This is a genomic window from Nonomuraea sp. AD125B (genome assembly GCF_041402765.1).
Lineage (GTDB): Bacteria > Actinomycetota > Actinomycetes > Streptosporangiales > Streptosporangiaceae > Nonomuraea > Nonomuraea bangladeshensis.
In genome coordinates, this window is sequence record NZ_JBGLOU010000016.1 from 220,195 (window position 1) to 245,167 (window position 24,973).

25 protein-coding genes are annotated in these 24,973 nt (G+C 69.8%); 19 read left to right on the plus strand and 6 right to left on the minus strand.

Translation table 11 applies throughout. The features are described from left to right. Positions 1-57: 57 nt before the first annotated feature. From ACBR40_RS36325 to ACBR40_RS36340, 4 genes are all read left to right on the plus strand, one after another. Positions 58-1,221 carry a serine protease gene (locus ACBR40_RS36325; RefSeq protein WP_371251661.1) on the plus strand — a complete coding sequence of 388 codons (1,164 nt, stop codon included), beginning with the start codon at positions 58-60 and terminating at the stop codon, positions 1,219-1,221. Positions 1,222-1,636: 415 nt separating this feature from the next. Next, positions 1,637-3,139 carry a serine protease gene (locus tag ACBR40_RS36330; protein WP_371251662.1) on the plus strand — a complete coding sequence of 501 codons (1,503 nt, stop codon included), beginning with the start codon at positions 1,637-1,639 and terminating at the stop codon, positions 3,137-3,139. A 423-nt stretch (positions 3,140-3,562) separates the two neighbouring features. Continuing rightward, on the plus strand, positions 3,563-5,062 hold the full coding sequence (locus tag ACBR40_RS36335; protein WP_371251663.1) for a hypothetical protein: 1,500 nt from the start codon (positions 3,563-3,565) through the stop codon (positions 5,060-5,062). A gap of 181 nt (positions 5,063-5,243) precedes the next feature. After that, entirely contained in the window at positions 5,244-6,734 is a 1,491-nt protein-coding gene (locus ACBR40_RS36340) for a hypothetical protein (RefSeq protein WP_371251664.1), read from the plus strand. Between the two features lie 56 nt (positions 6,735-6,790). Here ACBR40_RS36340 and ACBR40_RS36345 read toward each other — a convergent pair whose 3' ends face one another. Together ACBR40_RS36345 and ACBR40_RS36350 are read right to left on the minus strand one after the other, a co-directional pair. Further along, entirely contained in the window at positions 6,791-8,149 is a 1,359-nt protein-coding gene (locus ACBR40_RS36345) for a hypothetical protein (RefSeq protein WP_344217663.1), read from the minus strand. 218 nt (positions 8,150-8,367) lie between these two features. Next, positions 8,368-9,570 carry an NADP-dependent malic enzyme gene (locus ACBR40_RS36350; protein WP_344217665.1) on the minus strand — a complete coding sequence of 401 codons (1,203 nt, stop codon included), beginning with the start codon at positions 9,568-9,570 and terminating at the stop codon, positions 8,368-8,370. Between the two features lie 319 nt (positions 9,571-9,889). Here ACBR40_RS36350 and ACBR40_RS36355 point away from each other — a divergent pair, with 319 nt between their 5' ends. Genes ACBR40_RS36355 through ACBR40_RS36370 form a run of 4 tightly spaced genes read left to right on the plus strand, consistent with a single transcriptional unit; the run spans position 9,890 to position 12,810 of the window. Further along, positions 9,890-10,753, plus strand: a complete 864-nt coding sequence (locus tag ACBR40_RS36355) for an ABC transporter substrate-binding protein (protein ID WP_344217667.1) — start codon at positions 9,890-9,892, stop codon at positions 10,751-10,753. A 3-nt stretch (positions 10,754-10,756) separates the two neighbouring features. Next, positions 10,757-11,584 carry an amino acid ABC transporter permease gene (locus ACBR40_RS36360; protein WP_344217669.1) on the plus strand — a complete coding sequence of 276 codons (828 nt, stop codon included), beginning with the start codon at positions 10,757-10,759 and terminating at the stop codon, positions 11,582-11,584. After that, positions 11,581-12,324: an amino acid ABC transporter ATP-binding protein gene (locus tag ACBR40_RS36365; protein ID WP_344217671.1), complete on the plus strand. Its 744-nt coding sequence runs from the start codon at positions 11,581-11,583 to the stop codon at positions 12,322-12,324. Before ACBR40_RS36360 ends, ACBR40_RS36365 begins: the two co-directional genes overlap by 4 nt. 57 nt (positions 12,325-12,381) lie before the next feature. Next, positions 12,382-12,810, plus strand: a complete 429-nt coding sequence (locus ACBR40_RS36370; RefSeq protein ID WP_364454379.1) for a CGNR zinc finger domain-containing protein — start codon at positions 12,382-12,384, stop codon at positions 12,808-12,810. A 50-nt stretch (positions 12,811-12,860) separates the two neighbouring features. Here ACBR40_RS36370 and ACBR40_RS36375 read toward each other — a convergent pair whose 3' ends face one another. Continuing rightward, complete coding sequence (locus ACBR40_RS36375) at positions 12,861-13,157, minus strand: S24 family peptidase (RefSeq protein ID WP_344217675.1); 297 nt, start codon at positions 13,155-13,157, stop codon at positions 12,861-12,863. Between the two features lie 88 nt (positions 13,158-13,245). Between ACBR40_RS36375 and sodN the strand changes: the two genes are divergently transcribed. The 3 genes from sodN (at position 13,246) to ACBR40_RS36390 (ending at position 15,009) form a co-directional block, all read left to right on the plus strand. Then, positions 13,246-13,647 (plus strand): superoxide dismutase, Ni, encoded by a 402-nt coding sequence (gene sodN / locus ACBR40_RS36380; protein ID WP_242375941.1) that lies wholly within the window; start codon positions 13,246-13,248, stop codon positions 13,645-13,647. A gap of 127 nt (positions 13,648-13,774) precedes the next feature. Then, positions 13,775-14,212 carry an anti-sigma factor gene (locus tag ACBR40_RS36385; protein ID WP_329590254.1) on the plus strand — a complete coding sequence of 146 codons (438 nt, stop codon included), beginning with the start codon at positions 13,775-13,777 and terminating at the stop codon, positions 14,210-14,212. 17 nt (positions 14,213-14,229) lie between these two features. Further along, positions 14,230-15,009 (plus strand): RNA polymerase sigma factor SigF, encoded by a 780-nt coding sequence (locus ACBR40_RS36390; RefSeq protein WP_177240539.1) that lies wholly within the window; start codon positions 14,230-14,232, stop codon positions 15,007-15,009. Between the two features lie 43 nt (positions 15,010-15,052). Here ACBR40_RS36390 and ACBR40_RS36395 read toward each other — a convergent pair whose 3' ends face one another. After that, positions 15,053-15,448: a hypothetical protein gene (locus ACBR40_RS36395; protein WP_371251665.1), complete on the minus strand. Its 396-nt coding sequence runs from the start codon at positions 15,446-15,448 to the stop codon at positions 15,053-15,055. Between the two features lie 64 nt (positions 15,449-15,512). Here ACBR40_RS36395 and ACBR40_RS36400 point away from each other — a divergent pair, with 64 nt between their 5' ends. Continuing rightward, positions 15,513-16,490, plus strand: coding sequence for a diacylglycerol kinase family protein (locus ACBR40_RS36400; protein WP_371251666.1), 978 nt, complete (start codon positions 15,513-15,515; stop codon positions 16,488-16,490). Between the two features lie 272 nt (positions 16,491-16,762). Further along, complete coding sequence (locus ACBR40_RS36405) at positions 16,763-17,017, plus strand: WhiB family transcriptional regulator (protein ID WP_344217683.1); 255 nt, start codon at positions 16,763-16,765, stop codon at positions 17,015-17,017. A 21-nt stretch (positions 17,018-17,038) separates the two neighbouring features. On the opposite strand, the gene ACBR40_RS36410 is transcribed toward ACBR40_RS36405, so the two are convergent. After that, entirely contained in the window at positions 17,039-18,511 is a 1,473-nt protein-coding gene (locus tag ACBR40_RS36410; protein ID WP_344217685.1) for a histidine kinase N-terminal domain-containing protein, read from the minus strand. Between the two features lie 433 nt (positions 18,512-18,944). Between ACBR40_RS36410 and ACBR40_RS36415 the strand changes: the two genes are divergently transcribed. From ACBR40_RS36415 to ACBR40_RS36440, 6 genes are all read left to right on the plus strand, one after another. Then, positions 18,945-19,664, plus strand: a complete 720-nt coding sequence (locus tag ACBR40_RS36415; RefSeq protein WP_091078782.1) for a GntR family transcriptional regulator — start codon at positions 18,945-18,947, stop codon at positions 19,662-19,664. Between the two features lie 54 nt (positions 19,665-19,718). Next, positions 19,719-20,441, plus strand: a complete 723-nt coding sequence (gene bioD / locus ACBR40_RS36420) for a dethiobiotin synthase (RefSeq protein ID WP_371251667.1) — start codon at positions 19,719-19,721, stop codon at positions 20,439-20,441. 66 nt (positions 20,442-20,507) lie between these two features. Then, the gene (locus ACBR40_RS36425; protein WP_371251668.1) at positions 20,508-21,668 is read left to right on the plus strand and encodes a histidine kinase; all 1,161 of its coding nucleotides are present in this window, start codon (positions 20,508-20,510) and stop codon (positions 21,666-21,668) included. Beyond that, entirely contained in the window at positions 21,659-22,315 is a 657-nt protein-coding gene (locus ACBR40_RS36430; RefSeq protein ID WP_329590237.1) for a response regulator transcription factor, read from the plus strand. The genes ACBR40_RS36425 and ACBR40_RS36430 overlap by 10 nt, the downstream gene beginning before the upstream one ends. Beyond that, positions 22,312-23,088: a hypothetical protein gene (locus ACBR40_RS36435; protein WP_371251669.1), complete on the plus strand. Its 777-nt coding sequence runs from the start codon at positions 22,312-22,314 to the stop codon at positions 23,086-23,088. Before ACBR40_RS36430 ends, ACBR40_RS36435 begins: the two co-directional genes overlap by 4 nt. A 40-nt stretch (positions 23,089-23,128) precedes the next feature. Next, positions 23,129-24,775 carry an acetolactate synthase gene (locus tag ACBR40_RS36440; RefSeq protein WP_344217696.1) on the plus strand — a complete coding sequence of 549 codons (1,647 nt, stop codon included), beginning with the start codon at positions 23,129-23,131 and terminating at the stop codon, positions 24,773-24,775. Between the two features lie 3 nt (positions 24,776-24,778). On the opposite strand, the gene ACBR40_RS36445 is transcribed toward ACBR40_RS36440, so the two are convergent. Continuing rightward, positions 24,779-24,973: hypothetical protein (locus tag ACBR40_RS36445; protein ID WP_371251670.1), on the minus strand; the 195-nt coding region annotated here is incomplete at its 5' end.

Genomic DNA, 24,973 nt, shown 5'->3' on the forward strand with positions numbered 1-24,973 from the left:
TTGCTGAGTTTCGTCAGGTGCACGAGGCGCCTCATGTCAGCACTACCTGGAGTTATCGTGACCCGAATCCTTCTGCCCGCCGGCGGCGCGATCCTCGCCACCGGCCTGCTCGCGGCCGGCCTGTCCGGCACCGCGCAGGCCGACGGGGGCGTCTCCCACGACCCCATGGCCCGCAGCAACGCCCAAGCCGCCTCGGTCGCCTCCTTCTGGCTCGCCTCGAACGGCGCCGCCCTGCGCGCCGCGAAGCAGTACACCTGGGACTCCAAGGAGGTCAGGAAGGTCGTCTCCAAGGGCGGCTACACCCCTGACGGCCGCCCCGGCACCACGGCGCCGACCGGCTCGGCGAAGTCCGCGGGCAGCGCCCAGAACGTCAACCTGCCCCGCACCGTCGGCAAGGTCTTCTTCGTCGACGGCGACGGCAAGTTCCGCTGGTGCTCGGCCACCTCCGTCCAGTCGAACCAGCGCAACCTGGTCGCCACCGCCGGCCACTGCGTCTACGACACCGACACCAACAAGGCCGTCATGGACAACTGGGTCTTCGTGCCCGGTTACTACCAGGGCAAGGCCCCGTGGGGCATCTACGTCGGCAAGCAGGCCTTCACCCACTACGACTTCGACGTCTATGAGGACTACGACAAGGACTACGCCTTCGTCACCGTCTACAACGGCATCCTCTTCGACGGCGTCAAGCAGGTGAACCGCCGCGACTACGAGCGCTTCACCGGCCCCAAGCGCCGCTGGGGCGGCCACTACTACATCCTGCTGTCGAAGGACGCGGGCCGGCTCGGCGACGTCGTCGGCGGCCAGGGCTTCGCCTGGAACCAGGCGAGCGGCAAGTACGTCCGCACCTTCGGCTACCCGGCCGCGCCGCACCCGGACGGCAGCAAGCCGTACAGCGGCGTCACGCCCAAGCACTGCTACGGGCGGACGACAGGGAAGGCCGTGGGGGCCTCCTGGCTGAAGATCGAGGAGCACATCGGGCTCAAGTGCGCCGTGACGCCCGGCTACGACGGCGGTCCCTGGCTGCTGAACTACAGCAACGCCAAGCGCGGCGGCTACGTCAACGGCGTCACCAGCACCTTCGCCGACCAGGACGGCAACGACCGCATCGACCACATCACCTCGCCGTACTTCGACGGTGAGACGGCCGCGGTCTACAACGCGGCCAAGAACGTCTGGTCCGGCAGGATCGTCGGCCCGAAGGGCGAGCTCTACAAGTAGGCACCACCGAGCCCTGCCAGGGGAACGCGAGGGCCTCCGCCAGTCATGGCGGGGGCCCTCGCGCTGTTTCCTGTGAGTTCCGGACCGCTTCCTGAAGATCACCTGTGAAGATCGGCCGGAATTAGACGGGGGACACCCGATTTCGGTTCCTGTGATCCATGTCACATACTCGCCATGATCATCCGCTAATGGAACTTTCTTCCCGCAAGCCGCAAACCCCATCTACCCTGCAAAAACAGCCGCAACACGGGACGGCCTCTGACAGATAACGACGAGGTAACGGGGGTAACGACGCCTTCCGAATCGTCCAGACCGGGTTTCACCTGCGGAGATCACCGCGCTATGTTCCTTGCAATCCCTTTACTGACGCATGGGCCGCGTGTTGCGACCCACGACAGACCAAGGAGCAGTTCCCTTGAAGCGCATCCTCATCCCCGCCGGTGGCGCCATCCTGGCTACCGGCCTTCTGGCCGCCGGCCTGGCCGGTTCGGCCCAGGCCGACACGGACGTCGCCAAGGACAACATGGCGGCCTCGGCGGCCAACGCCAAGGCGATCGCCCAGTTCTGGGCGGAGAACAACGGTGCTGCCCTCAAGGCCGCCAAGGAGTCCAACGTCTGGGACAAGTCGGACGTGGCCAAGCTCCAGACCAAGGGTGGCTACAGCTCGGACACCAAGCCGGGCTCGACCGCCCCGATCGGCGAAGAGAAGAAGACCACCGCCAAGGTTCAGAACGTGAACCTGCCGAAGACCATCGGCAAGGTCTTCTTCGTCAACGGCAAGGGCGAGAAGAAGTGGTGCTCCGCCACTTCCCTCCAGTCCAAGTACCGCAACCTGGTCGCCACGGCCGGCCACTGCGTCTACGACACCGGCTCCAACAGCGATGTCATGAGCAAGTGGGTCTTCGTGCCGGGCTACTACCAGGGCAAGGCCCCCTGGGGCATCTACGTGGGCAAGACCGCCTACACCCACTACGACTTCGACGTCTACGAGGACTACGACCGCGACTACGCGTTCGTCACCGTCTACAACGGTGTCTCCCTCGGCGGCGGGACCGCGAAGAAGGTCACGAAGTCGCAGTTCGACGCCCACACCGGCATCAAGGACGCCAAGGACGTCGAGATCAGCCGGGACGAGTTCCGCAAGGCGAAGCTCGACCCCACCTCCACCGACTCCTACTGGGTCAAGCGTGGCGAGAAGGCCAAGAAGGTCGGCCCCGACTACCCGGGCGCCGTGGTGGAGAAGGTCGAGACCACCAGCGACAAGTACCGCATCGCGCGGGTCGGCAAGGGCGAGGGCTACAAGTTCGGTGAGCCCATCACCGAGCAGGTCTCCAAGGCCGACTGGGACAAGTACAGGGGTCCCGGCGAGAAGAAGTCGGACAACCGCGGCAACTACACGATCACGCACTACTACGTGCAGTCGTGGGTCCTCCCGGGCTCGGACACCAAGTTCTACAAGACCGAGTTCTACATCATCGAGGGCTTCGCCAAGGACGCCGGCCGCCTCGGCGACAACGTCGGCGGCCAGGGCTTCGCCTGGAACCAGCCGACCGGCAAGTACGTCCGCGTGTTCGGCTACCCGGCCGCTCCTCACCCCGACGGCAACAAGAACTACACCGGCGTCACGCCGAAGTGGTGCTACGGCAAGACCACCAAGAAGCTGGTGGGTTCGGCCGCCAAGAAGATCGAGGAGCACGTGGCGCTCAAGTGCGCCATGACCGAGGGCGCCGACGGTGGTCCGTGGCTGTACAAGTACAGCAACGCCAAGCGTCTCGGCTACGTCAACGGTGTCACCAGCACCTTCAACGACCAGGACGGCAACGGCCGCGTGGACTACATCTCGTCGCCGTACTTCGACGGCGAGACCAACACGGTCTACAAGGCCGCGGCCTCCAACTGGTCCGGCAAGATCGTCTAAGTGACACACCGCGACCGGTCGTGAACCGTTCGTAGCGAAGGGCCCGGCCTCCAGCCGGGCCCTTTCTGCGTTCCGGCCCGAATGTGAAGGGCTTTGGACGCACGCCGGGCCCAGACGGTGCCATCAGAGCACTGTGATCTGCGTCACACTCCTCGCGGAGCGGAGATCTCGGGAGCGTCGGCGCTCCGCGGACCGCCCTCACAACTCCCTTATGTTGATCAGGGCAAATGACCGCAAGGGCCGCTTCCCTCAACTCCTGCGCACGAGCCGTCTAAACATCACAGAACGATTACGCCCGACTTGTCGCCTCTTTTCCTTCCAAAGCGACTACCCGAGCTCAAGATCAACACTGTATGTTCCTGGCTATCCCTTTACTGACGCATGGGACGCAAGAGGCGTTCCACGACAGCGCAAGGAGTTACCTTGAAGCGCATCCTCCTCCCCGCCGGTGGCGCCATCCTGGCCACCGGTCTGCTGGCTGCTGGTCTGGCCGGCACGGCTTCCGCCTCGGGTGTCGTCGACGACGCGCCGCTGACCCCGAACAACAAGGTCGCCGAGACCGTTGACTTCTGGTTCAAGGCGAACGGCGCCGCCCTCCGGGCCGCGTCCGTGTACCGCTACGACTACAAGGAAGTCAACAAGCTCGTCCAGAAGGGCGGCTACACCCCGGACACCAAGCCGGGCTCCACCGCCCCGATTGGCGAGGAGAAGAAGGCCGCCGTCAAGGTCCAGAACGTGAACCTGCCGAAGACCATCGGTAAGGTCTTCTTCGAGGGCCGCGACGGCAAGCTGTACTGGTGCTCCGCCACCTCGATCCAGTCGACCTACCACAACCTGGTCGCCACCGCTGGTCACTGCGTGTACCAGACCGGTGCGAACGGGCACGTTCTCGACAAGTGGGTCTTCGTCCCCGGTTACTACCAGGGCAAGGCTCCGTGGGGCATCTACGTGGGTAAGCAGGCCTTCACCCACTACGACTTCGCCACCTACGAGGACTACGACAAGGACTACGCCTTCGTCACCGTCTACAACGGCATCACGCTGGGTGGCGGCGACGCCAAGAAGGTGACCAAGTCGGAGTTCGACGCGTACCAGGGTCTCAAGGAGGCCAAGGACGTCGAGATCTCCAAGGAGGAGTTCCTCAAGGGCAAGCTCGACCCGACCGCGACGGACTCTTACTGGGTGAAGCCCGGTGAGCGCACCAAGAAGGTCGGCCCGGACTACCCGGGTGCTGTGGTCGAGAAGGTCGAGACCTCCAAGGGTCGCTACCTGGCCGCGAAGATCGGCAAGGGCGAGGGCTACAAGTTCGGCGAGCCCGTCGCCGAGATGGTCTCCGAGGGCGAGTGGCTGCGCTACCGCGGCCCGGGCGAGAAGTTCAAGGACAAGAACGGCAACTACGTTATTGTCCACTACTACGTCCAGTCGTGGGTCCTGCCCGGCAGCGACACCAAGTTCTTCAAGACCGAGTTCTACCTCATCGAGAACTTCGTCAAGGACGCGGGTCGTCTGGGCGACAACGTCGGTGGCCAGGGCTTCGCCTGGAACCAGCCGACCGGCAAGTACGTCCGTACCTTCGGGTACCCGGGTGGCGAGCACCCCGACGGCAACAAGCCCTACACGGGTGTCACGCCGAAGTGGTGCTACGGCAAGACCAGCACCAAGCGGACCGTGGTCGCGGCCATCAAGGCCGAGGAGCTCGTGTCCCTGAAGTGCGCCGTCACCCCCGGCTACAACGGCTCGCCGTGGCTGCTCAAGTACAGCAACGCCAAGCGTCTCGGCTACGTCAACGGTGTCACCACCGCGGTGTTCGGCGACGTGGACGGCAACAACCGCTACGACACGATCTTCTCGTCGTACTTCGACGGCGAGACGGCCGCTGTCTACAAGGCTGCTGCCGCTCTGTGGTCCGGCAAGATGTCCTAATTCAGGACATCCTCTGGAGCTGGGGGTCCAAACCTCAGACCACTGCTTTACCCGAAGGGCTCGGCTTTCGCCGGGCCCTTCGGCCTATCTGGGGACAAATCCGAGAAGGACCCTTACCAGAACGATCATTGATCGATAGGGTCCTTACGCTGTTTCTTGACAACCGCCGTGGAGCCTCCCGTTGAAGCGCCTGCTCATCCCCCTCGCCGCCGCCGGCCTGACCGCCGCCACCTTCGCCTTCCCCGCCAGTGCCGAGCCGCACTGGGCCACCGACCCGCTCGCGCCGAAGCCCGCTGACGCCTACAGCAGCGCGAACTTCTGGCTCGACGCCAACGGCGCCGCCCTGCGCAAGGCCACCCAGTACTACTGGGACTTCAAGAACGTGCCCAAGCTCGTGGGCGCCCAGAGCAAGACCCCCGACGACGGCAAGCCCGGCCTGACCGCACCCACCGGGTCCGTCGCCACCGCCACCAAGGTGAAGAACGTCAACCTGCCGAAGACCATCGGCAAGGTCTTCTTCGTCGACCGCTCCGGCAAGTACCGCTGGTGCTCGGCCACCTCCATCCAGTCGCGCCACCGCAACCTGGTCGTCACCGCCGGCCACTGCGTGTACGAGCGCGGCAAGGACGTCTTCCGCAAGTGGGTCTTCATCCCCGGCTACTACCAGGGCAAGGCCCCCTGGGGCATCTACGTCGGCGCCTACGCCTTCACCGCCTACGACCTCGACACCTATGACGACTACGACGGCGACTACGCCTTCGTGGCCGTCCACAACGGCGTCGAGCTCGGCGCCGAGAAGGAGGTCCCGCTCAGCGAGTACAAGGCGTGGCAGGGCGACAAGTGGATCAAGCCGCGGGAGATCTCCAAGGAGGACTTCCTCAAGTGCCAGCTCAACCTCGGCGAGTGCTGGTCCGAGGGTGAGGACAAGGCCTCCGACCTGGTCGGCCCCGACCACCCGGAGGCGGTCCTGGAGAAGGTCGAGACCACCAAGGCGAAGTACGTCGCCGCCAAGGTCGGCAAGGGCCAGGGCTTCAAGTTCGGCGAGCCGGTCGTCGAGCAGGTGTCCAAGAAGGAGTGGGACGACTACAAGGGCCCGGGTGACAAGGGCACCGGCCCCGACAAGGCCGGCAACTACTCCATCACCCACTACTACACGCAGAAGTGGGTCAAGCCCGGCACGTCCCGCAAGTACTTCGAGGGCCACTACTTCATCGGCGTCGCCAAGGACCTCGGCCGGCTCGGTGACGTCGTCGGCGGCCAGGGCTTCGCCTGGAACCAGCCCATGGGCCAGAACGTCATCGCCTTCGGCTACCCGAGCGCCCCGCACCCCGACGGCGACAGGCCCTACACCGGCCTGACGCCGAAGTACTGCATGGGCAAGACCGCCACGAAGACGTACCAGATCAACACCTTCAAGGTGGAGACCCACCAGGCGCTCAAGTGCTCGATGACGCCGGGCGCCGACGGCGGCCCCTGGCTGATCAAGTACAACAACAAGCGCACCGGTTACGTCAACGGCCTGACGAGCACCTTCGCCGACCAGGACGGCAACAACCGGATCGACTTCATCAGCTCGCCGTACTTCGACGGCGAGGTCGCCGACGTCTACAACCAGGCGAGCCTGGCCGAGACGAAGGCCATCGTGAGCCCGAAGGGCGAACTGCTGCAGTAACCCGGCAGAGCGGCCCGGAGCGTCCCACGTGGACGCTCCGGGCCGTCCGCTTTTCCTCAGACCGCCGCGAGCTGGCGGGTGGCCTCGTGCAACTCAGCCACCGCCCCCTCATGTTTGTACGGCTCCAGCCGCCGCCGCAGGTCCGCGGCGTAGGACCGGGACCGGGCGGACTGCAGCTCACCGGCCAGCGACAGCGCCCTGGAGGCGACCACGCAGGACTGCTCCAGCTCCCCGCACTGGAGCAGCCCGGCCGACAGCAGGGACAGGTTGAACATCCGCCCCCGCACGAAGCGGGAGTCCATGTCGAGCGAGCGCCGCGCGTGCTGGACGGTCCGGTGGCCGTCACCGAGGTCGCGGAAGCAGTGGGCGAACTTGGCGGACAGGTAGGCCTCGTCGAAGTAGCCGAGCCACGAGGGCTCGTCGGCGGGCTTGCGGACCTCGAAGAAGTGCTCGGCCTGGTTGAGCGAGGCGCCGCAGGAGCGGGAGTCGCCCCGCGCCGCGTGCGCGTGCGCCTCCAGGACGTGCGCGGAGGCCAGCAGGGTGCCGACGCCCGCGCCGCGGGCCGCGAGCTGGGCCGCCCGCGCCAGGTCGAGCGCGTGGTCCGGCTGGCCCATGTAGATGGCCTGGTGGGCCATGCCGGCCAGGATCTCGCCGCCGAGGGTCTGGTCGCCGGCGCCCCTGGCCAGGCGGAGCGCCTGGATGAGGTAGCGCTGCGCGAGACCGTGCTGCTCCATGTCGTAGGCCATCCAGCCGGCCAGCCGGGTCAGCTCGGCAGCGGCCGCCGCGAGCTGCCGGCCGGTGGCGTCGCCGTAGAGGCCGTCCTTGAGCAGCGGCGTGACGGCGGTGTCGAGATATTTGATGACGGACGCGCGGACCCGGCCGCTGCCGAAACGGTTGTCGAGCTCCCCGAAGGACCGGGTCACCTCTTGGATGGCGGCGATGTCGGCGCGGCCGACGCGCCGCGCCCCGCCGCCGCTCGGGCGTCCCTCGGGTGGGGACGTCAGCCAGCGGACGGCTCCGACCGAGCCTGCTCCGATGGCGAAGGTCGAGTCGATCAGGAACCGCCGTCTTTCCACGTCGGCCCGCCACAGTGCGGTCACGGTCGCGACCCCCTCCTGCCAGGTGTGCGTGAACTCCTGTCCAAGATCGAGGGGCGTGACGACGGCGGGCATGCCCAGGTCTTCCGTGGTGACCGGCCTGCCCAGGCGCATCGCGAAGATCTCCGTGAGCAGTCCGGGGACCGGGTCCCTCGGTCGCTGGCCACCGATCCAGCGCAGCACCGAACTATGGTCATATTTGAGGCCCGGAGTGCCGCGGGCGGCACCCAGGTCGTTGAGGCGCCTGGCCAGTCCCTTGTGGGAGAAACCCGCCTCCGCGATGAGCTGCTGCAGCAGCCGGTTGGGCTCGCGTTCCATCGCTCTCCTCTGCACAGGAGTCGGCGCCCACGGTCATTACAGAGAGCTACAGTTATAGCACCTTGGGTAAAGGATGAGGGCCGTTCCCCAAGGTTGCCCCAACTCTCTGCAACAACTTCCCCCAGCAGCTTCCTGCAGCTCGACCGTCACCACCTCAACGCGGCGGCGGGCGGGGCCCGCAAGAGCCCCGCCCGCCGAAGACCACTGCAGCAAGCCGATCAGAGCCGGGCGACCCCGTCGGCGCGCGCCTGAGCGGCCACCGCGGCGGTGACGGCGGGCGCGACGCGCTCGTCGAAGGGGCTCGGGATCACGTACGTCGCGGCGAGGTCGTCGCCCACGACGGCGGCGAGCGCGTCGGCCGCGGCCACCTTCATGTTCTCGGTGATCGTGGAGGCCCGCACGTCGAACGCGCCCCGGAACACGCCGGGGAAGGCCAGCACGTTGTTGATCTGGTTGGGGAAGTCGGAGCGGCCGGTCGCGACGACCGCGGCGTGCCGGGCGGCGACCTCGGGGTGGACCTCGGGGGTGGGGTTGGACAGGGCGAAGACGATCGAGCCGTCGGCCATGGAGGCGATGGCCTGCTCGCTGACCGTCGAGCCGGACAGCCCGACGAACACGTCGGCGCCGGCCAGGGCCTCCTCGGTGGAGCCGGTGAGCCCGGCCCTGTTGGTGTCGCGGGCGAGCGCCTCCTTGACCGGGTTGAGCCCCTCCCTGCCCTGGTAGATCAGGCCCTTGGAGTCGGAGACCGCGATGTCGCCGATGCCGGCCTCCAGCAGGATGCGGGTCACCGCGACGCCGGAGGCGCCCGCGCCCGCGACGACCGCCCGCAGGTCGCCGAGGGTCCGGCCGGTCAGCCGGGCGGCGTTCTGGAGCGCGGCGAGCACCACGATGGCGGTGCCGTGCTGGTCGTCGTGGAAGACGGGGATGTCGAGCAGGTCGCGCAGGCGGGCCTCGACCTCGAAGCAGCGCGGCGCGCTGATGTCCTCGAGGTTGATGCCGCCGAACGACGGCGCGAGCCGCGCCACGGTCTCGACGAGCGCGTCGACGTCGGTGCAGTCGAGGCAGATGGGCACGGCGTCGACGCCGCCGAACTCCTTGAACAGCAGCGCCTTGCCCTCCATGACGGGCATGGCGGCCGCCGGGCCGATGTCCCCGAGGCCGAGCACGGCGGTGCCGTCGGAGACCACGGCGACGACCCTGGAGGCCCAGGTGTAGTCGTGGGCGAGCGCCGGCGTCTCGGCGATGGCGGTGCAGACCCGGGCGACGCCGGGCGTGTAGGCGAGCGACAGGTCGTCGGCGTCGCGGACCGGAATGGTGGAGCGGATCTCGATCTTGCCGCCGCGGTGCAGCGCGAAGGCGGGATCGAGATCGAGGTTTTCGACGGATGAGGAACCTGGCGCAGAAGCGGGCGTGACAGCCACAGCGACCCCTGGAGTCATCGGAAGCGGAACAACCTTCGGCGGATGATCGCGAGCGGGATGGCTTCTGTAGCTGCCAGGGTCCCCTCGGCGTCATCTCGTGATGGGGGTTCGGGGGTCACCCGTCACCCCATAGTGCCACATCGTGAGACGGTGGTCCGAGCCAGCGTCCCCGCTGGGGCACCATGGGGCACCCGGATGGACGGTTCGAGGCCGTTCCGTTGACGCATCGTTAAACCGCTGATGACGGAACGGCGCAAAATCGCATCTAAACTGCACAAAACGCAAGTTCTGTGGCTTTTCACTTCATAGGAGGCCGTACATGGCCCTCAGCCCCAAGGGCCGCCGTGGCTACGCCGCCGGCGCGCTCGCCCTGACCGCCGCTCTCGCCCTGTCCGCGTGCGGCAGCGACTCCGGCTCGGGCGGCGCCGACACCAGCGCCAGCGCCGGCACCGGCTCGGGCGCCGCCGCGGTGAAGCTGGTGCAGCCCGGCAAGCTCACGGTCTGCACCAACATCCCCTACGAGCCGTTCCAGTTCAAGGACGCGAGCGGCAACGTCGTCGGCTTCGACGTCGACATCGTCGACCTCGCCGCCAAGAAGCTCGGCGTCACCCAGAACATCGTGGACATCGACTTCGCGGTGATCAAGAGCGGCGCCGCCATGGCCGCCGGCAAGTGCGACGTGGCCGCCGCGGGCATGACCATCACCCCCGAGCGGGCCCAGAACATCACCTTCTCCGACCCGTACTTCGACGCCACGCAGGCCCTGCTGGCCAAGAAGGGCACGGGCGCGAAGTCCCTGGAGGACGTCAAGGCGAAGGGTCTCAAGCTCGGCGCCCAGGCCAGCACCACCGGCCTCGACTACGCCAAGAAGCAGGGCTTCAACCCCACCGAGTACGCCGACTCGCCCAAGGAGCTGCTGGCGCTCCAGGCCGGCCAGGCCGACGTCATCATCCAGGACCTGCCGGTCGTGCTCACCTGGCTGAAGAAGCCGGAGGTCGCCGAGAAGTTCGAGCTGATCGCCAGCCTCGACACCGGCGAGCAGTACGGCATCGGCCTGAAGAAGGACGCCGACCCGACCCTCGTCAAGACCATCAACGAGGAGCTGGCCAAGGCCAAGCAGGACGGCACCTACGAGAAGATCTACGTGAAGTGGTTCGGCAAGAAGCCCGGCGAGCTGGGCTGACCCATGACCGACCTGCCCAAGACGGCTGAGCCTGCCCGCGCCAGGCTCAGCCCGCGGAAGAAGCAGCAGATCAGCCGCGCCGTCCAGTACGCCGTGCTGGTCGTCGCGCTGGTCGCCGTCATCCTGTACGCCGACTGGGGCAGCCTGGCGCAGAACTTCGCCAAGCCCGACGTGGCCGGGCACGCGCTGCCCGAGCTGTTCACGGTCGCGCTGCGCAACACGATCATCTACGCGGTCGGCGGGTTCGTCTTCGCGTTCGTGCTGGGGCTGCTGCTGGCCCTCATGCGGCTGTCGCAGGTGCGGCCGTACCGGTGGATCGCGATCGTCTACATCGAGATCTTCCGCGGCCTGCCCGCGCTGCTGATCTTCCTGATGATCACCTTCCTGCCGCTGGCGCTGCCCGGCTTCCAGGTGCCCTTCGGCACGTACGGGCAGGGCATCCTCGGCCTGGGCCTGGTCGGCGCCGCCTACCAGGCGGAGGTCTTCCGCGCGGGCCTCCAGGCCGTGCCCAAGGGCCAGACGGAGGCGGCCAGGTCGCTCGGCATGTCCGCCACCCGCGCCCAGGTCACGGTGATCATCCCGCAGGCCATCAGGATGGTCATCCCGCCGACCACGAACCAGTTCGTGGCGCTGCTCAAGGACTCCTCCCTGGTGCTGTTCCTGGGCGTGTCCGGCGAGTACGTCGAGCTGGCCAAGTTCGGCAACGACCTGGCCTCCCAGTACGCCAACGCCACGCCGATCATGGTGGCGGGCGTGACGTACCTGATCGTCACCATCCCGCTGGGATACCTCGCCTCCCGGCTGGAGGGGCGCAAGGGGAGGAAGCGATGACGCACGCCATCGAGATCGCGGACCTGCACAAGTCCTTCGGCGACAACCAGGTGCTCCAGGGCATCGACCTGACCGTCGAGCCCGGCCAGGTGGTGTGCGTCATCGGCCCGTCGGGCTCGGGCAAGTCCACCCTGCTGCGCTGCGTGAACCTGCTGGAGACGCCCACCAGGGGCAAGGTCTTCGTGGAGGGCGTCGAGGTCACCGACCCCGACGTGGACCTCGACGCGGTACGCCGCCGCATCGGCATGGTCTTCCAGCAGTTCAACCTGTTCCCGCACATGACCGCGCTGCAGAACGTCATGATCGCCCAGCAGCGGGTGCTGAAGCGGAGCAGGAGCGAGGCCGAGGCCGTCGCCAGGGAGAACCTGGAGAAGGTGGGCGTCGCCGACAAGTGCGACACCCATCCCGGCCAGTTGTCGGGCGGGCAGCAGCAGCGCGTCGCGATCGCCCGCGCCCTGGCCATGAACCCCGACCTCATGCTCTTCGACGAGCCCACCTCGGCGCTCGACCCCGAGCTGGTCGGCGACGTGCTCGCCGTCATGCGCAAGCTGGCGGAGGAGGGCATGACCATGCTCGTGGTCACCCACGAGATGGGCTTCGCCCGTGAGGTGGCCGACCGGGTGGTGTTCATGGACGGCGGCGTCGTCGTCGAGGACGGCCCGGCGTCCCAGGTGATCGGCGACCCCGCCCAGGAGCGGACGAAGACGTTCCTGCGGCGCGTGCTGCACCCCGAGGGCTGACCACGGTGGGGGCTCCGGCGCGGGCCGGAGCCCCCACCGGGCGTGTAATACTCCGGCATGGACCTGACCTCTTACGCCGCGTGGGCGGTCCGGCTCGTCAACGATCTCGTGCCGCCGCCCGAGCTGATCCGGCTGCGCCAGGAGCTGGCCGCGGTCTTCGACGTGGCCGGCGACGAGCGGGCCGTGGCCGAGCGGCTCAACGCCCTGCTCGTGCGCTATCCCGTACGTCCCCAGCTCTCCGCCCACGACGGCGGGCCCTGGCACCTGCACCTGGCCGAGGACCCGGCGGCCACCGCCGTGATGGGCCTCGCCGCGGTCGTCGCGGAGCTGGGCGCGGACCGGCTGGGCCGCTGCCGCGAGCCGCGCTGCGGCCGGGCCTTCCTCGACACCTCCTCCAACCGCTCCCGCCGCTACTGCTCGGCCCGCTGCGCCAGCCGGGCCAACGTGGCCGCCTACCGGGCCCGCCGCCGCCAGGAGACGCCCTGAGGCCGTCCTGAGGCCGTCCTGAGCCCGTTCTGAGCTGCCCCGGGCCGCGCTCACCGCCGCCGGCGGACCAGCGGCCAGTAGCGCAGCACGACGCGCCCCACGATGTCGTGGACCGGCCCGAAGTCCCAGCTGTCCCGCCGGCCGCTCGCCCGCTGGTTGTCGCTCTCCAGCCACCATCCGTCCGCCCCGTGCCACTGCGCCCGTTTCACGATGAGCCGTTCAGGTTCGCCGGGCAGCCGGGCCACGACCACGTCGCCGGGGCGCACGGGGACGTTCCTGCGGACGAGGAGCCAGTCGCCGGGGACCAGACCGGGTCGCATGGAATCGCCCTCGACACGCACTCTCATGGGCTCTACCCCCCACTCCGCCGCCTTCCGGACCCGAGTAAGGTCGGTTGTGGACCAAGCTGATTCAGCATCCAGGAAGGACTTTCCGATGCTCGCACGACTGCTACGACCCAAGCACGTCGCCTCCGCGCACTGCGACCTGCCCTGCGGGGTCTACGACCCCGCCCAGGCCCGCATCGAGGCCGAGTCGGTCAAGGCAATCATGGAGAAGTACGCGGCCAACGAGGACCCGGTGTTCCGCGGCCGCGCGCTGCACATCAAGGAGGAGCGCGCTGAGCTGGTCAAGCACCACCTCTGGGTGCTCTGGACCGACTACTTCAAGCCGCCGCACCTTGAGCAGTACCCTCAGCTCCACCAGCTCTTCTGGGACGCCACGAAGCTCGCGGGCGCCGCGGGCGCCAAGGGCACGGTCGACGTCGCCAAGGCGGACGAGCTGCTGGGCAAGATCGACGAGATCTCCAAGATCTTCTGGGAGACCAAGGCTGCCTAAAACGGCACAAAGGCTCTGCGCGGTCCACGACCGCGCAGAGCCTTTTCCGTAGATGGCGAGTCTGATTCGTCCAAGCACCTCTCCGGGGCGGTAAGTTGCAGTTGGCGTCGGATATGCGAGGAGGAACGTGACCGAGGAAACCGAGACGCGCGCGCAGGGCGTGGCCGGCATCCGCGACGTGGTGAGCATCCGGCTCCCCGCCGCGAGCGCCTACCTGTCCGTGCTGCGTACGGCCACCGCTGGGCTGGCGGCGCGGCTGGACTTCACGCTGGACGAGATCGAGGACCTGCGGATCGCGGTCGACGAGGCGTGCGCCATGCTGCTCAACGAGGCGGTGCCCGGCACCGACCTCACCGCCGAGTTCGAGCTGACCGGGCAGGAGATGCAGGTCAGGGTCGAGGTGGCGACGGTCGGAAGTTCCGCGCCCAAGCGTGACGACTTCGCCTGGATGGTGCTCACCGCGCTGGCCGACGACGTCGACGCGGTGACCGACAGCGCCGACCGCATGGCCATCGTCCTCCGTAAGCGCCGAGGGACGGCCCAGAGCACGGCGGGGCCGGCGTGACGGAAAGGACTGGAGCCATGGCCACCAGCGAACACGCCGTGCCCGACAGGGTGCGCGCCCGTCAGCTCTTCGCCGAGCTGGCCGAGCTGGGCCCCGAGGAGCCGCGCCGTCAGCGCATCAGGGACGAGCTGGTCGAGCTCCACCTTCCCCTGGTCGAATACCTGGCTCGCCGCTTCCGCAACAGGGGCGAGTGGCTGGACGACCTGACCCAGGTCGCCACCATCGGTCTGATCAAGTCCATCGACCGTTTCGACCTCAACCGCGGCGTGGAGTTCTCCACCTACGCCACGCCCACCATCGTCGGCGAGATCAAGCGGCACTTCCGCGACAAGGGCTGGGCGGTCCGCGTGCCGCGCCGCCTGCAGGAGCTGAAGCTCTCGCTGACCAAGGCCATAAGCGATCTGTCGCAGCGCGAGGGCCGCGCCCCGACGGTCGCCGAGCTGGCCGCCTACCTCAAGATGACCGAGGAGGAGGTGCTGGAGGGGCTGGAGTCGGCCAACGCCTACTCGACGGTGTCCCTCGACGCGCCCGACTCCGGCGACGACGACGCCCCCGCGGTGTCCGACTCGCTCGGCATCGTGGACGAGTCGCTGGAAGGCGTCGAATACCGCGAGTCGCTCAAGCCGCTGCTGGAGCGGCTGCCGCCGCGTGAGAAGCGCATCCTGCTGCTGCGGTTCTTCGGCAACATGACGCAGTCGCAGATCGCCACCGAGCTCGGCATCTCACAGATGCACGTCTCCCGCCTGCTCGCCCGCACCCTCGCCCAGCTGCGCGAGGGCCTGACAGCCGAGGACTGACGGGTCAGGGCTGCTCGCGAACGTCGATGAGACGGCCGGGCAGCTAGGCCGCGTGCTGCTCGTCGCCGTAGAGCGCGTGCGTGGTGGGCGGCGCCAGCAACGCGACCAGCCCCGCCAGCGCGGCCACCAGCAGCGGGACACCGAGCTGCGGCAGGTCCGACTCGAAGAGCGTGTAGATCACCGGCAGCAGGAAGATCTGGGCCACCACACCGGGCGCGCGGCCCCACCGCTCCATCCTGAACAGGCCGCCCCAGGCCACCCAGAGCAGCCCGGCGCCGATCAGCACCCCGAACGCCGCCTCGGCGATCGCGCTCGTCAGGTGGCCGGGCCTGCCGATCACGGTCTCGACGGCGACGAAGACGCCCAGGCCGAGGGCGAGCAGCCCTTCCAGGCTGACGACGACGGCAGCGATCACGAGGGTGAGCGGACGACGGTTCACGCCCCGTACCCTACCTCCCCGAGGCCACTGAAGCGGGTCCCCGATCAGGGGCTACGCTGGCGGCATGCGCGCGATGCTGCTGGTGAACCCCAAGGCCACGACCACGAACGCCCGCACGAGGGACGTCCTCATCCGCGCGCTCGGCGCGGCCGTGGAGCTCGCCGTCGAGGAGACCCGCTACCGCGGGCACGCCGCCGGCCTGGCGGCGACCGCGCGCGACAAGGGCTACGACGTGGTGGCCGTGCTCGGCGGCGACGGCACCATCAACGAGACCGTCAACGGCCTGCTCAACCCGGTGAACGGCGACGGGCCGCCGGCGCCGCAGGACGTGCCGGACGACCCCAGCACCCGCCGCCCCGCGCTCATCGTCATCCCTGGCGGCAGCGCCAACGTCTTCGCCCGCGCGCTCGGCCTGCCCAACGACCCGGTCGAGGCCACCGGCGCGGTGCTGGAGGCGCTGCGCGAGGGCCGCCGGCGGACGGTCGGCCTGGGCCAGGCCCTCTGGGAGGGCCAGAGCCGCTATTTCACGTTCTGCGCGGGGATGGGCTATGACGCCGAGGTCGTACGGGCCGTGGAGGGCCTGCGCGGCACCGGCAGGAAGGCTACCCCCGCCCGGTATGTGAACACCGCCCTACGCCACTATCTGGCCACGGACAAGCGGCATCCCGCGATGAAGGTGACCGGCCCCGGCATCCCGGCGGCCGAGGGCGTCTTCATGGCGATCATCTCCAACACCTCGCCGTGGACGTACGTCGGCACGAGGCCCGTCCGCCCCACCCCGTGGGCGAGTTTCGAGACCGGCCTCGACCTGCTCGGGCTGCGCCGGATGGGCCCGGTCGCGCTCACGCCCCTGATCCAGCACATGCTCACGGAGAGTGAGGCCCTTCCGTCGGGCAAACACCTCGTCCAGCTCCACGACGAGGCCGAGTTCACGCTCACCGCGCACCGTCCCGTGGCCTTTCAGCTGGACGGCGACTACCTGGGCGAACGCGAGTCAGTGACCTTCCGGTCTACCCCGAACGCATTACAAGTGTTGGTCTAGCTGGTTACATTCGGTCATTGTGTGACGCATCCGACATCCATAACGGCCAAAACTTCGCGCAAACCCTCTTGCGTGCACTCTGCGTGGCTGACAGGCTCAGACTGACGTCGGAACGTAGGACCTTTAACAACCCCTAGGCCCTTCGACCGTCAGCGGACGACCCCGGTCCTCGACAGGATTCGGGCCATCGTTCGCTGGAGTTAGTGAAACTCTTCACAAAGTAGTAGCCGCACGGAGCCGACCAAAGGCTTCATCTACTAAGGAGTGGACGCATGGACTGGCGCCACCGAGCTGCCTGCCGTGACGTGGACCCCGAGCTGTTCTTCCCGATCGGCAACACCGGCCCCGCCCTCATGCAGATCGAGGAGGCCAAGCAGGTCTGCCGTTCCTGCCCGGCCGTCGACGCCTGCCTGAAGTGGGCCATCGAGTCCGGCCAGGACGCCGGCGTGTGGGGCGGCCTGAGCGAGGACGAGCGCCGCGCGCTCAAGCGCCGCGCCGCCCGTGCCCGCGCCCGCGCGACCGCCTGACCCCCACCTGCACAAGCGACCTCAACCGCTCGCCGGACGCGGGATCGAGAGCACGACCTCGGTGCCGCCCGCGGGGCGCGGCTGTACGGACAACCTTCCCGACAGCTCCCCCTCGACCAGCGTACGGACGATCTGCAGCCCCAGACTGGTGCTGCTGTCGAGGTCGAAACCCTCGGGCAACCCCCGCCCGTCGTCCCAAACGGTGACGTTGAGCCGGTCGAGCGCCGGCTCCACCACCACCTCCAGCCGCCTGGGGCGTCCATGTTGCAACGCGTTCTGCAGCAACTCGGTCAGCGCCATGGCGAGCGGCGTGGCGATGAGGGACGGCAGCACCCCGAACGCCCCCACCCTGCGCGGCGTCACCGCCGCCTCCGCCGCCGAGACCTCGCCGGCCATCGCGATGACGCGGTCGGCGATCTCGTCGAAGTCGACGAACTCCTCGGGCGCGTGCGACAACGTCTCGTGCACGATCGCGATGGACCCGACCCGGCGCACGGCCTCCTCCAGCGCCTCGCGGCCCTCGGGCACCTGCAGGCGGCGGGCCTGGAGCCGGAGCAGCGCCGCCACCGTCTGCAGGTTGTTCTTCACCCGGTGGTGGATCTCGCGGATGGTGGCGTCCTTGGTCATCAGCTCGCGCTCGCGCCGCCGCAGCTCGGTGACGTCCCTGATGAGCACCAGCGCGCCGATGCGGCCGCCGCCCACGATCAGCGGGATGGCCCTGAGCTGCACGGTCGTGCCGCCGGACTCGACCTCGGTCTCCTTGGCCGCCCGGCCGCTGGCCACGATCATGAGGTCTTCGTTGATCGGCTCGTCGGAGTAGCACAGCGTCGCGGTGACCGGGCCCAGCTCGGAGCCGACCAGGTCGGCGTGCAGGCCGAGCCGGCGGTAGGCGGACAGGGCGTTCGGCGAGGCGTAGGTGACGCGCCCCGCCCGGTCGAGGCGGAGCAGGCCGTCGCCGACCCGCGGCGAGCGGACCAGGATCGGCTCCTCCCCCGAGAACGGGAAGCGCCCCTCGGCCACCATCTGCGCCAGGTCGGAGGCGCTCTGCAGGTAGGTCAGCTCCAGCCGGGAGGGCGTGCGGGCCGAGGACAGGTTGGTGGAGCGCTGGATGACGGCCAGGAAGCGGCCCTCGCCGCCCTCGACCGCGCGCCGGACCGGGATCGTCTCCTCCCTGACCGGCACGCCCGTGGACCAGTCGGGGTCGCCCTCACGGCAGATGCGGCGCTCGTTCCACGCGGTGTCGATGAGGGCCCGCTCGCCCTTGGCCGCCACGCTGCCGACGATGTCGTCGTGGTAGACGGTGGGGCCGGTCGTCGGGCGCATCTGGGCGATCGCGATCCAGCCGCTCTCCCCCGCCAGCGGCGCCCACAGGACGAGGTCGGCGAAGGACAGGTCGGCGAGCAGCTGCCAGTCGGAGACCAGCGAGTGCAGCCAGTCGAGATCCGCCTCGTCAAGAGCGGTATGGCGGGCGACGAGGTCGCTGAGAGTCGGCACGAGTGCATCATGCGTGCTTTCCCCCGCCACGACCAAACCGGCGACCGGAGCACCGCCGTTCATTTGCCGGACTCCTTTGGGCAATCTCATATTGTGAGAACCGTCACAATGATCGAATCGCCCGAAACCTGCGGCGGGGACGGGCCTGCGGTGATCGCCACGGTCACGCCACGGCGCCGCGCCGCTGGTCAGGGCGTGACGGGGCGCGCCACGGGCGCCGGCGCGGCGGCCTCGGTTGCGGGGAGCCTCGCTGCTGTGGATATCCTTCACCATCAGCCTGAGCAGCCCGGATTCGCGCGTGCCCGGCACCGTACGCGCTCGGTGCCGACCGGCCGCCGCCGCCCGCGGTTGACCTCCTTGGCCAATGTGGGTTCCGATGATCTCGCGGTGATCAGACACGCCTCACCGCCGTGGCAGAAGTGAAGGTGAGCGCGTGACAGACGACAGCCCCCGCGTTCCGAAGTACTACGACGTCAAACGGGCCCTGCTGGAGCTGACCAAGAGTCTGCCGCCTGGCACCGCCCTGCCGCCCGAGCGCACCCTCGCCGTGCGCTTCGAGACCTCCCGCACCACCGTCCGGCAGGCGCTGACCGAGCTGGTGGTCGAAGGGCGGCTGCTGCGCATCCAGGGCAAGGGCACGTTCGTGGCGCAGCCGAAGGTGGCCCAGGTGCTGCAGCTCACCTCCTACATCGGCGACCTGCGCACCGCCGGCCTGGAGCCCGACACCAAGATCCTGGAGATGGGCTACATCACCGCCGACGAGGCCCTCGCCCGCCGCCTGGCCATCAATCCGGGCGGCCGCGTGCTGCGCATCCACCGCCTGCGCCTGGCCAACGGCGAGCCGGTCTCCATCGACACCACCCACCTGTCCGCCCGCCGCTTCCCCCGGCTGCGGCGCGAGCTGGAGGTCCACTCCTCGCTGTACGAGACCCTCCACAACGCCTACAACGTCCGGCTGACGGACGCCGAGGAGATCATCGAGACCGTGCTCGCCACCCCGTACGACGCCAAGGCGCTCGGCGTGGACGTCGGCCTGCCGATGCTCCTGCTCACCCGGCACGCCTTCGACGCCGACGGCCACCCGGTCGAGTGGGCCCAGTCGCTCTACCGGGGCGACCGCTATAAGTTCGTCACCCGCCTGCGCCGCCCCTGACTCCGCACGGCGGGGATCCATGGGTTGGTCGCCGGCCGCGTCTAGGCTGGCCGGGTGAGCGTACTGATCGTCACAGGCACCGGCGAGACGGTGGGCAAGACCGTGGTGACGGCCGCCGTGGCCGCGCTCGGGCGAGCCAGGGGCGCGGGGGTGGCCGTGGTCAAGCCCGCCCAGACCGGGCTGGCCGCCGGCGCGCCCGGCGACCTCGACACGGTGATGCGGCTGTCGGGGGTGACGACGACGTTCGAGCTCGGCCGTTTCGCCGAGCCGCTCTCCCCGGCCGCGGCGGCGCGGGCGGCGGGCCTGCCGCCGGTCTCCCTGCCGGCGGTGGCGCTGCTGGTGCGCGAGCTGGCGGAGAGCAACCGGCTGGTGCTCGTGGAGGGCAGCGGCGGGCTGCTGGAGCGCTACGACGAGGACGGCGCCACCATCGCCGACCTCGCGCGGCTGCTGAGCGCCCAGGTGCTCGTGGTGTCCGGCTCAGGGCGCGGGGCGGTCAACCACGCCGCGCTGACCCTGGAGGCGCTGGCCCACCGCGGGCTCGACCTCGCCGGGCTGGTCATCGGGCGCTGGCCGGCCGAGCCCGGCCCGGTCGAGCGCAGCACGGCGGCCGATCTGGAGATGCTGGCGGCGCGGCCGCTGGCCGGCGCGCTCCCGGACGGCGCGGGCGCCCTCGACGGGGACGCGTTCGCGGACGTGGCCCGCCGGAGCCTCGGTCCCACGCTGGGCGGCGCGTTCGACCCGTCGGCGTTCCGCCAGCTGATCGGAGGGTGGGGCTAGCCCCACCGTCGAACGGCACACCAAGCCCATTTCGCGTCCATCGCCCCGGTCAATACCGTTAAGGCCATGAAGGTCCCCCGCCCGTGGTCGGCGCGTGCCTGGCTGGACACGGCGCACGTGATGATCGGCCTCCCGGTCGCCGTGATGCTGGCCGGCTCGACGCTGGTCGCGATCGCCGTGCCACCCGTGCTGCGGGGCGGCCTGCCGCTGTTCACGCGGCTGCAGCGCTCCCGGTTCGAGGCGTTCCTCGGAGCGCGCATCCCGCCCGTGCACACGCCGAGCACCCTGCGCAGCGCGGCCACGTGGCGGCAGATCGGCTACCACCTGCTGTCACCGGTCGTGGGGCTGGGCGCCGCGGTCCTGGTGGCGCTCGCCTGGGGCGGGGCCGTGGTGGGGCTGCTGGCGTTCCTGCCGGACAAGATCGAGCGGCCGCCGCTGCAGTTCGAGTTCAACCTGCGCGACGGGCGGGTGGTGGCGGTCTTCATGGCCGTCGGGCTCGCGCTGCTGCTGCTCGCGCCGGTGCTGGCGCGCGGGATGGCGGCGCTGGACCTGTTCGTGGCCCGTACGCTGCTCGGCCCGAGCCGTTCGGAGCTCGGGCAGCGGATCGAGACGCTGACCGAGAGCCGGGCGGGCGTGATCGACGCGGCCGACGCCGAGCGCCGCAGGATCGAGCGGGACCTGCACGACGGCGCCCAGCAGCGCCTGGTGTCGCTGGCCATGAACCTGGGGCTGGCCCGCGCCACCCTCACCGACCTGCCGGAGCCGGCCCGGGACGCCATCGCGCAGGCCCACGAGGAGGCCAAGCAGGCGCTGAAGGAGCTGCGGGACTTCGTCCGCGGCCTGCACCCCGCCGTGCTCAACGACCAGGGGCTGGACGCGGCGCTGTCCGGCGTCGCCGCCCGCGCCCCCTTCCCTGTCAAGCTGCGCGTCGACATCGAGCGGCGCGTCACCCCGACCATCGAGGCGGTGGCCTTCTTCATCGTGTCCGAAGCACTCACCAACATCGCCAAGCACGCCGCGGCCACGAGGGCCGAGGTGAGCGTGCGGCGCGAGCGCGACCGTCTGCACGTGCTCGTCCACGACGACGGCTGCGGCGGCGCCCGCATGGACGGCGGCACCGGCCTGCGCGGCCTGGCCCAGCGCGTCGACGCCGTGGACGGCGCGCTCCGGCTCTCCAGCCCCCTCGGCGGCCCGACCACGATCGAGGTGGACCTGCCGTGCGCGTAGTGCTGGCCGAGGACTCCGTACTGCTGCGCGAGGGGCTGATCCGGCTGCTCGACGCGGCCGGCATGGCGGTCGTGGCGGCCGTGGACGAGGCCGAGGGGCTGCTGCGGGCGGCCGAGGAGCACCGGCCCGACCTGGTGATCACCGACGTGCGGATGCCGCCCACGCACACCGACGAGGGCCTGCGCGCCGCGCTGGTGCTGCGCCGCCAGCAGCCGGGGCTGCCGGTCCTGGTGCTCTCCCAGTACGTCGAGGAGCGCTACGCCGCCCAGCTCCTCGCCTCGGCCGCGAACGGCGGCGTCGGCTACCTGCTGAAGGACCGGGTGGCGGACGTGACCGAGTTCATCGACGCGCTGCGCCGCGTGGCCTCCGGCGGGACCGCGCTCGACCCCGAGGTGGTCGCGCAGCTCATCGTGCGCGGCGACAGCCACCCCCTGGAACGCCTGACGCCCCGCGAGCACGAGGTGCTCCAGCTCATGGCCGAGGGCCGCTCGAACGCCGGCATCGGCCAGGCGCTGGTGCTCAGCGAGGGCGCGGTCGGCAAGCACATCGGCAACATCTTCACCAAGCTCGACCTGTCCCCCGCCGAGGGTGACCACCGGCGGGTGCTGGCCGTGCTCCAGTTCTTGAAGATCAGGAGCTCGCCGTGAGGGCACTCTGGCTGACCGCCGGCGCGATGGCGACCGTGATCGCGCTCGCCTGGTCCACGGCGGCGCTCTGGACCGCCTTCGCCCGCGCCCGCGAGCCGGTCGTCACCGACCTGCGGTCGATCCCGTTCGACGGCGACACGGTGGAGATCAAGGCGACGGCCACGCCGGTCAATGTGTTCATCGTGCCCGGCCGGGCCGGCGAGCTGCTGATCAGCCGGTCGCTGAGCTGGTCCAAGGAACGGCCGAAGGTGTCGGAGAACTGGGACCCCGCCGCCGCCACGCTGCGGCTGGGCACCGACTGTCCCGGCTCCGGCCAGCCGGACGGCTCGCTCTGCCAGGCGGACTACACGGTCTTCGTGCCGCCGGAGACCGACGTCGTGGCGGGGACGACCGCCGGGGAGCTCTCCGTGGACGACCTGTTCGGCAGCCTGCGGCTGACCTCGGTCTCGGGCACCGTACGGCTCGACGGGGTCGCCGGGCCGATCTGGGCGCGGACCGGCAGCGGCGACATCGACGCCGGCGGGCTGGGCGGCGAGTCAGCCGACCTGGAGACGGGCGCGGGCGAGGTGCGGGCGGCGTTCACCGGCCGGCCGACGTCCGTGCGGGCCGTGGTGCGCACGAGGGGCGACGTCACCGTCGTCGTCCCGCCGGCGCCGTACGCCGTGACGGCCTCCGGCACCAACGTCACACTCGCCGTCGAAAGGGACATGGCCGCGCCACGGAAGATCGAGGTCAGCACCCACGCGGGCGCGGTGTCGGTGTGCTGCCGGTGAAGGTCTGTTTACGAGTGTGACTGGTTGGTAAGTTCCCGGCATGGAGTCTGCGAAGCATGCCGGTGACGTGGCCGTCGCCGTGTCCAAGGCCTATGGGGCCGAGACCATGTTCACCCTGTCGGGAGGGCACGTCTTCCCGCTCTACGACGGCGCGGTGCACGAGGGCATGCGCATCCTCGACGTACGCCACGAGCAGAGCGCCGTGTTCGCCGCCGAGGCGACCGCCCGGCTGACGAGGAAGCCGGGCCTCGCCGTGCTGACCGCCGGTCCCGGCATCACCAACGGCGTCAGCGGGGTCGCCACCGCGCACTTCAACGGCTCGCCGGTGGTCGTGCTCGGCGGCCGGGCGCCCCAGTCCCGCTGGGGCAGCGGCGCGCTGCAGGAGATGGACCACCCGCCGCTGCTCGAACCGATCACGAAGCTGTCGTTCACCGCGAGCGGGGCCGACTCGGTCGGCCAGGACGTCGAGATGGCCTTCCGCACGGCGGTCGCGCCACACCGCGGCCCGGTCTTCCTCGACTTCTACATGGACCACCTGTTCGCCCCCTCCGAGCCGCACGCGGTGGAGACGCAGACGCCGTCGCCGCTGGAGCCGGACCCCGACGACCTGGCGGCCATCGCCCGGCTGCTGGCCGAGGCCGAGCGCCCGGTGCTGGTCTACGGCTCCGACGTGTGGATGGACCGTGCCGAGGAGGCCGCCCGCGACTTCGCCGAGGCCTGGCGGCTGCCGGTCATCCCGAACGGCCAGGGCCGCGGCATCCTGCCCGCGGGCCACGAGTTGCTCGTGACGCGCGCCCGCGGGCTCGCCTTCGCCCAGGCCGACCTGGTGGTCGTGATCGGCACGCCGCTCGACTTCCGGCTCGGCTACGGCTGGTTCGGCGGCAAGGACGGCGCCCCGCTGGCCAGGGTCGTGCACATCGCCGACGCGCCCTCGCAGCTCGCCACGCACATGCAGCCGGCCGCCAAGGCCGCCGGCGACCTGTCGGTGGTGTTCTGGGGCCTCGGCGCGGCCTGCGGCGACGCCGGGGTCAAGCCGGAGAGGTACGCCTCCTGGGTCTCCAAGCTCTCCGAGGCGGCCGCTGCGGCCATCGCGGGCGACGCCGAGCTGCTGGCCGCCGACGCCGACCCGATCCACCCCATGCGCATCTACGGCGAGCTCAACCGGGTCCTGGACGACGACGCCGTGGTCATCGGCGACGGCGGCGACTTCGTCTCCTACGCCGGCAAATACGTCGAGCCGCGCCGCCCCGGCAACTGGCTCGACCCGGGCCCGTACGGCTGCCTCGGCACCGGCCTCGGCTACTCCATCGCGGCCCGCCTGGCCCGCCCGTCCTCGCAGGTGGTGCTGCTGCTCGGCGACGGCGCGGCCGGCTTCTCGCTGATGGACGTCGACACGCTCGTCCGCCACCGCCTCCCGGTCGTGATGATCTGCGGCAACAACGGCATCTGGGGCCTGGAGAAGCACCCCATGCAGCTGCTGTACGGCTACGACGTGGCCGCCGAGCTGCAGCCCAACTGCCGCTACGACCAGGTGGTCACCGCGCTCGGCGGGGGCGGCGAGCTGGTCACCGACCCGTCGGAGATCGGCCCGGCGCTGCGCAGGGCGTTCGACTCCGGCATCCCCTACATGGTGAACATCGCCACCGACCCGCAGATCGCCTACCCCCGCAACACGACGGGGGTCTGAGCGCTATTTGGAGGTGGTCGGGCTGGCCGTCGGGCTCGGCGACTCGCAGCCGCCGTCGATGACGACCATCTTGACCACCTTGCCCACTTCGAGCATCGTCCCGCCCTTCGGCGACTGGGCGGAGATCTTGCCGCAGCGCAGGCCGTCCGTGGTGACCGTGTTGTTCTCGACGCGCGCGGTGAACCCGGACGCCTCGAC